This is a genomic window from Rhodopseudomonas sp. RCAM05734 (assembly GCF_052658035.1).
Window position 1 is genome coordinate 441,022 of record NZ_CP199742.1, and the last position, 6,479, is coordinate 447,500.

The window sequence follows — 6,479 nt, forward strand, 5'->3', positions numbered from 1 at the left end:
TGGCTGAATGATTTCGGCGCGCGGGCAGAATTCACGTCATCCCGGGCAGACGACCGCGGCACCCGGACCGGGATGAATCACCATGGCGTTCAATGGGCGATCAGGGTCGGAACCGTGATGGTCTTGAGCAGCGAGCGGGTGACGCCGCCGAAGATGAATTCCCTTGTTCTGGCATGGCTGAAAGCGCCTAGCACGATCAGATCCGAACCGTCTTCCGCCGCAAAGTGTCGAATGGCGTCGGCTACAGTCCGGCCATCAGACTGCCGCTCTTCGACACGCACCACCACGCCGTGCCGACTGAGATAATGCGCAACATCGGCTCCCGGCTGCTCGCCATGCGCGGCGTTCTTGTGCGGATCGATCACCAGCACCGCGACCGATCGCGCAGCCTTCAGCAGCGGCAGCGCGTCGCTGATCGCCCGTCGCGCCTCGCGGCTGGCGTTCCATGCAAACACTGCGTTGGTCGCAACGGCATCGGTATTCCATGCGTCGGGAACGATCAGGAACGGCACACCCGTCGCCATCAGCAGCGCGTCCGGCGACGCCAGCGCAGGCGATGCATCCGGCGAGGGATGACCGACGATGACAAGGTCGGCATGGAGGGAGTGCAGGCGCACCAGTTCGTCGGCGCGGCTTTCCTCGATCATCCGGAATTCGCAACTGAGCCGCTCGCGGTGCGCTGCAGCCTCGAAGTTGCGGGCGGCGGCGGCAGACGCCGTGGCTTCCTCGAGATTGTGACGCTCGACCATTTCGCGGACGGCGACGGGTCCCTTGACGTAGGCGTCGGCGGGATTTCGCTTCCATGCCGCCGTTGCGATGAAGACGCCGATCAGATGCGCCTCGTGCTTGACGGCCAATGCGACGGCGTAGCGCGTCCGCGCTTCGCCCGCAGGCGAGGGATCGACGAAGACGATCAGGGACTTGAGGGCCATGCTGCCTATCCGTTCAAATTCGGGCGCGTCTCGACCGGTTGTCCGGCCGCGTCTTGCCTGTCCGCAGGCATTGCGCCGGCGCGATTCGTCGGGACGACGGGCGTCGCGAGCCTATTGATGTAAGCACGACGATCGCCATGCCCAGTGGGCGAGAGTGACGCACCCGGCGAGGCCGCCCGCGTGATGGTCACGCGCGACTCATCGCTTCCTCGCAACGACGGGGGAGAGGCCGTCGATCCATCACCACCTACCTATCCTGCAGGACGGCGCGCATCAGCAGCGCCGCTTCCTTTTCGGGCATGGTCGCGATCTCGCGATAGAAGATCGTCTGGACGCGGCAATATTCAGCATGCTGAGCAGGCGCAACCTTGTCGCTGTTCAGGAGTTTCACCTGATCGTCGCCGATCCCCTGGGCCGCGATGCGCTTGCCCAGAGCATTCCAGGATTTGGCAAGCTCGGCCGGCAAAGCATCGTCACGTTTCGCTGCGGTTTCGACAGCGCGGCGATCGATATCGTTTTGCTGACCGGCAAAGGCCGCCGGCAGGTCATCGGCGAAGCTGGTCTTGCTGCCGCTTCCCGACGCATATTGATAGCAAAGGGTGGGATCCTTGCCGCCAAGGGCGGCGTATTCGTCGGCGTAGAGTCGTCCGAGATCGACCAGAACGGCATCGTCAGCCAGCAAACGCAATCGCGAGATGATTGACAGAAGCCTGCTGCGCATCGCCGCATTTGAGACGGCTTCGCTATCGCCGTCGAGATAGTTCGCATAGTAGCCGCCCACGAGCCCTTCATAGTCGGCGGGGAAGCGGGACTTGAGCGCATCGAGATAGGGCAGACCGCGCGTCAATATGGCGCCGATCTGCTCCTTGCTGACATCGGCACCGAGGCCCGAACTGGCGAAATCCTCGCCGTCCGATACCCGCGTGATGACCCGCGCCTTGGCGAGCGCGGCTACCGACGGTTTCCACAACCGGTCGTTGGGAATGGACAGCGCATGCTCGACAAACCGGCCTTCGAAGCCGGCCGCGGCAAACAGCAGCTTCTGATCGGCCGTCGCACTGGCGACGTTCTGCCGGCTCAGCCCGGGAAAACTGGGAGCATGGAAGCCAAGGGCGGCGCCCTGTCGCAGGATCCGGTTCTTGCCGGCGGCGAAGATCAGCGTACACGCGGAATAGCAGCTTGCAGCCACATAGGTGTCGAGGCCTCGGCGGTCGATCAGGCGATTGAGCTTGATGGCTTCGCCGATCCGCCCGCCGAGGCTGTTCAGATGGATCACACCGATGTGTGGCGACGCACCGAGGACTTTGCGGAGATCGTCGGTGAGACCGTATTTGATGCCGCCGCTGATCTCGGCTTCGGTGCCGTTGCGCATCACGCGGATCGTATAGCCGGCGATATCGGGATCCCCCATGAAGGCCATGCGCGAGACCTCGTAGAGTTGCGGCGCGCCGATGGTGGCGATTCCCGCGACGGTCAGCGCGACGCCGGGGAGAATGGCGAGTTTCGCGAGCAGCCCCCAGCCGGCGCGCCGGCCCTGCGCACGACGCTGGACGACATACCGATTGGCGGAGCGCCACACCGCCGTCGCGTGCCCGATGGTGAAGACCACGATCAGCAGCCAGACGCCGAACAGGCCGCCGAAGATGGCGCGCGGATCATAGGCGCGATCGGTGCCGGCCACCTGAGCGAGGAGATTGATGAGGACACCGAGCGTGACCGTGCCGGCGAGGCCGAACGCCCAGAACGTCCGTCCGAGCGAATACTCGCCGCGCCAGTAGCGCGCGACGACGTTGCCGGATCGGGCAGCGAGCGGCGGTGCCGGAACGGCGGTCACGGACGGATCCGCAGTGGGTTCCGAAGCGGGCAGGTCGAACAATTCGTCCGCGGGCTGCCAGTCATCCTGTCCGGGCGCTCGGACCCGGACCGCACCGCGATCCGTGGAGTGGGCGATGAGATCGACAACTTCGGCGTGAGACAGCGGCCCCTTGCGCGCGCCGCCATCTTCCACGAACCATTCACCTGCCGTCAAACCTGGTCACCCTTGATGCCGCGGGAATGAAATATCAGCGGTAGAATGTGTCGCAACTGCGTCGGCTTTTCCAGCCACAAGCAGATTGGACATCGGACATCCGCCAAGGCTCTAGTTGCAACTGGATGAAAGTTCGGGGGCAGGTCAGGTCGGATGGACGCAGCTCGCACCGATTCAAACGGGAGCTTCCGTATCCGTTACGCCAATTGAAGCGGTTGGCGCCGCCTAACAATCGACGCTAAGCAACCGCACAGCGCGGATTGGTAGGGTGCGTATTGTTCGGCGTGCATGTTGCCTGTCCGAGCAAGGAATACACAGCATGATTGACGACGTTCAACCGACGATAGAAAAATATCCGGCAACGCTGCGGATTCTGCATTGGGTGCGAGCCGTGCTGATCATCGGCCTCATCGCCGCCGGCTGGACCATGACCACGCTGAACGACGACGTGACGTCGAAGTACGATTTTCTCTATCCCTTGCACAAATCCTTCGGCGTGCTGGCATTCCTGATCGTTCTGACGCAGCTCGCCCTCCGCGGACAATCGCGCTTGCCTGCACCCGCTCCGCTTCCCGCCCACGAGAAGGCGCTGTCGCATGCCGTACACCTCGCGATGTATGCTTTGCTGCTCATCGTCCCCTTGATGGGCTATGCGATGTCCAGCTCCTACACGCAGAGCTCCGGTGTACCCTTTTTCGGCATTCACCTCCCTGAACTGCTGCCGAAGAATGACGATCGGTTCAGGGTGTTTCAGTTCCTGCACAAGACGCTCGCCTACAGCCTGCTGGCCCTGATCGCCTTGCATGTGGTCGGTGCGCTGAAGCACCGCTTTTTCGACAAGGACCGGCGCACCGACGTCCTGCCGCGCATGATGTGAAGGGTGTGCCGCTCCTAGGGCGGACGCGTCGCTTGTAGACCCTTCGATTGCGCCGGACGATCCATCGCCCATGTCATAGGCGCGCGATGGCGACGCTTCGCGCGCGGCAACCGGAATATCTCGCTGGCAGCTTCCCCACGTACGGCCGCGAGCGGCCGACGCGCGTCCGCTCACCCGCAACGCATCCGCAGTCAGCCAGCGGCTCGGGGGCGGGGCGGTCCAATCTCAAGTGGATTGACACGCCAATCGGCGCCCGATTATTGTCTGACAATATTGTCCGACAATAATCGGATATCCCCCTGGTGAGAGCAGCGCACATGCAATTCCTGGTCGGCGGCCTGATTTCGTTGTTGTTTCTGGTGTTGACGCCAGCCGTGAACGCCCAATCGGCAACACCTTCGCCTCTCCCGAAAAAGGCGATAACCCTCGTTGTTCCGTTTGCTGCGGGGGGCGGCACCGATATTCTGGCCCGGCTGGTCGCACGAAAGCTCGAAACGGCGCTTCAGCAGACCGTCATCGTCGATAACAGACCCGGCGCCAACGGCGTGATTGCCAGTCAGTTCGTCGAACGTGCGACGCCGGACGGCTCCACCGTGATGTTCGGAAGTAACTCCACCCACGTCATCGCACCGCTGCTGTCTCCCGAAAAGCGCGCTCTGGAAGCAACGCGAAACAACTTCGCGATGATCTCAATCCTCGCCGTCACGCCGCTGGTTCTGGCGGTCAGCGAGAAGTCGCAATATGGCAATCTCGATCAGTTCATCAACGCCAAGCAGCCGGGCGGACTGACCTTCGGCACATTCGGCGCGGGATCGTCCGCGCATCTCATGGGAGCGTTGCTGGCCGCCAAACAGGGAATGAAACTGCTGCATGTTCCCTACAAGGGATCGACGGCAGCCATCACCGACCTGTTGGGCGGCACGATCGACAGTGTCTTTCTGACGGCGGCGGCGATCAGCACCTATGTCGATGCCAAGCAGGTCCGCGCATTGGCCGTGACAGGCACCGAACGCGTCGGGTCGCTTCCAGACGTGCCGACCTTCAAGGAACGAGGGATTTCAGGGTTCGAGAACGGCGGCTGGTTCGCGATGTTCGCTCCGGCGAAGACTCCGGACAACGTCGTCGCCTTCCTGAATACCGAGCTGCATAAAATCATAGCCGAGCCGGACATTCAGGCAAGGTTTCCGGACCTGGGACTGCAAAAGCGCGACGCCACACTCAAGGAGGACGAAGCTCTCTGGGACGAGTCGATCTCGCATATGCAGGACGTCATCAAGCAGACCAAGATTGACTTGAACTAGAAGTAGAGGCGACCGGAATGAAACCGCATAATTTCGAAATCCGCAGGTGGGCTGTTCTCTGTGAGGAGACACTCGCCAACGAGCATCACGTCACCGACGGTGAACCGCTGATCAAATACGTCATCTCTGCCACCATCAAGAATCCGTTCGCCGGACGCTACGTCGAGGACCTGCAACCGGTTGTCGTCGCCTCCGAAGCGCTCGGCGTGGAGTTCGGTCGGCGCATCCTCGAGGTGACCGGCGGACGCGCGATCGAAAGCTATGGAAAAGGCTGCGTGGTCGGCGTTGCCGGCGAATATGAGCACGGCAATGCGTTCCTGACCGCGATCTTCGCCACCCCGATTCGTGAGGCTCTGGGCGGCGGTGAGTCGTGGATCCCTTCGACCGGAAAGCGCGGCGGTCCCGGCACTACCATCGATTTGCCGCTGGCGCACAAGGACGAAATCTACGTGCGCTCGCACTACGACACGATTACCGCGCATTTTGCCGACGGCCCCAATTCGGATGAAGTCGTGATTGCGATCGCGCTGGCGACACGCGGGCGCCTACGGGCGCGGTTGGGCGGCCCCGCCTCGACGCAGTTCAGGAGCGCAGCATGAATCACACGTCCCCTGACGGCGCGCCCGCATTATCCGGGCAAGACTTCTTCCTTCAATTGAGAGGGCTGCGGTTTCACTACGTCTCGTGGGGACAGGCTGGTGCGCCGATCGTGATCTGCCTTCACGGTTTGCGCAGCTACGCGCGCACGTTCGAGCCGCTTGCCTTGACGCTGGCGGATAAATTCAATGTGATCGCACTCGATCTGCGCGGAAGAGGCCAGACAGATTGGGATCCGGACGGCAACTACTATATCGACGAGTACGTGGCCGATCTCGAACACTTCGTCGAAGCGCTGGGATTGCCGCACTTCCATCTGCTCGGGCACTCGCTGGGCGGCATCATCGCCTACGTCTATTCGCAGCGCCATGCAAAGCGGTTGCAAAGCCTGATCATCGAGGACAGCGGCCCGAATGCTTCACAGCGGAGCGCCGGCGCCAGCCGCATCAATGCGGAACTGCGCAACACGCCCGCTGCATTCCTGGACTGGCCGACGGCGAAAGCCTTCTGGCGGTCGATCCGGCCGAACGTCACTGAGGGTGCGATCGAATCGCGGGTCGCCAATTCGCTGCGCCAGACGGATGCGGGCGTCAGCCGGATTCACGATCAGGCCGGTATTGCCAATTGTCGCCTGAACCCGACGCGGCCCGACCCCGACCTGTGGCCATGCGTGAAGGCGCTGTCGTGCCCGACATTGCTGCTGAGGGGTGGCAATTCCGATTATCTGTCGCGTGAGACGCTTG

The 6,479-nt window shown here is 62.6% G+C and carries 6 protein-coding genes and 1 pseudogene (1 of these 7 running past the window's edge); 4 read left to right on the forward strand and 3 right to left on the reverse strand.

The window, feature by feature from the left end:
* Nucleotides 1–89 precede the first annotated feature (89 nt).
* The 3 genes and pseudogenes from ACUXVA_RS02280 to ACUXVA_RS02290 form a co-directional block, all read right to left on the reverse strand.
* Nucleotides 90–932, reverse strand: coding sequence for a universal stress protein (locus ACUXVA_RS02280; RefSeq protein WP_265081763.1), 843 nt, complete (start codon nucleotides 930–932; stop codon nucleotides 90–92).
* A gap of 247 nt (nucleotides 933–1,179) precedes the next feature.
* Nucleotides 1,180–2,766 carry a hypothetical protein gene (locus ACUXVA_RS02285; RefSeq protein ID WP_445493393.1) on the reverse strand — a complete coding sequence of 529 codons (1,587 nt, stop codon included), beginning with the start codon at nucleotides 2,764–2,766 and terminating at the stop codon, nucleotides 1,180–1,182.
* 51 nt (nucleotides 2,767–2,817) lie between these two features.
* Nucleotides 2,818–2,940: pseudogene (locus tag ACUXVA_RS02290) on the reverse strand (GYF domain-containing protein); the annotation flags it as partial.
* A gap of 340 nt (nucleotides 2,941–3,280) precedes the next feature.
* Here ACUXVA_RS02290 and ACUXVA_RS02295 point away from each other — a divergent pair.
* The 4 genes from ACUXVA_RS02295 to ACUXVA_RS02310 all read left to right on the forward strand — a co-directional run.
* Nucleotides 3,281–3,838: a cytochrome b gene (locus tag ACUXVA_RS02295; protein WP_445490647.1), complete on the forward strand. Its 558-nt coding sequence runs from the start codon at nucleotides 3,281–3,283 to the stop codon at nucleotides 3,836–3,838.
* 317 nt (nucleotides 3,839–4,155) lie between these two features.
* Nucleotides 4,156–5,139 (forward strand): Bug family tripartite tricarboxylate transporter substrate binding protein, encoded by a 984-nt coding sequence (locus tag ACUXVA_RS02300; protein WP_445490649.1) that lies wholly within the window; start codon nucleotides 4,156–4,158, stop codon nucleotides 5,137–5,139.
* A 17-nt stretch (nucleotides 5,140–5,156) separates the two neighbouring features.
* Nucleotides 5,157–5,738 (forward strand): amino acid synthesis family protein, encoded by a 582-nt coding sequence (locus ACUXVA_RS02305; protein ID WP_265081760.1) that lies wholly within the window; start codon nucleotides 5,157–5,159, stop codon nucleotides 5,736–5,738.
* Nucleotides 5,735–6,479, forward strand: the 5' portion of a protein-coding gene (locus ACUXVA_RS02310) for an alpha/beta fold hydrolase (protein WP_445490651.1). Its footprint extends 131 nt past the window's final position; 745 of the gene's 876 nt are visible here — the first part of the coding sequence; it begins with the start codon at nucleotides 5,735–5,737; the stop codon falls past the right edge of the window. Before ACUXVA_RS02305 ends, ACUXVA_RS02310 begins: the two co-directional genes overlap by 4 nt.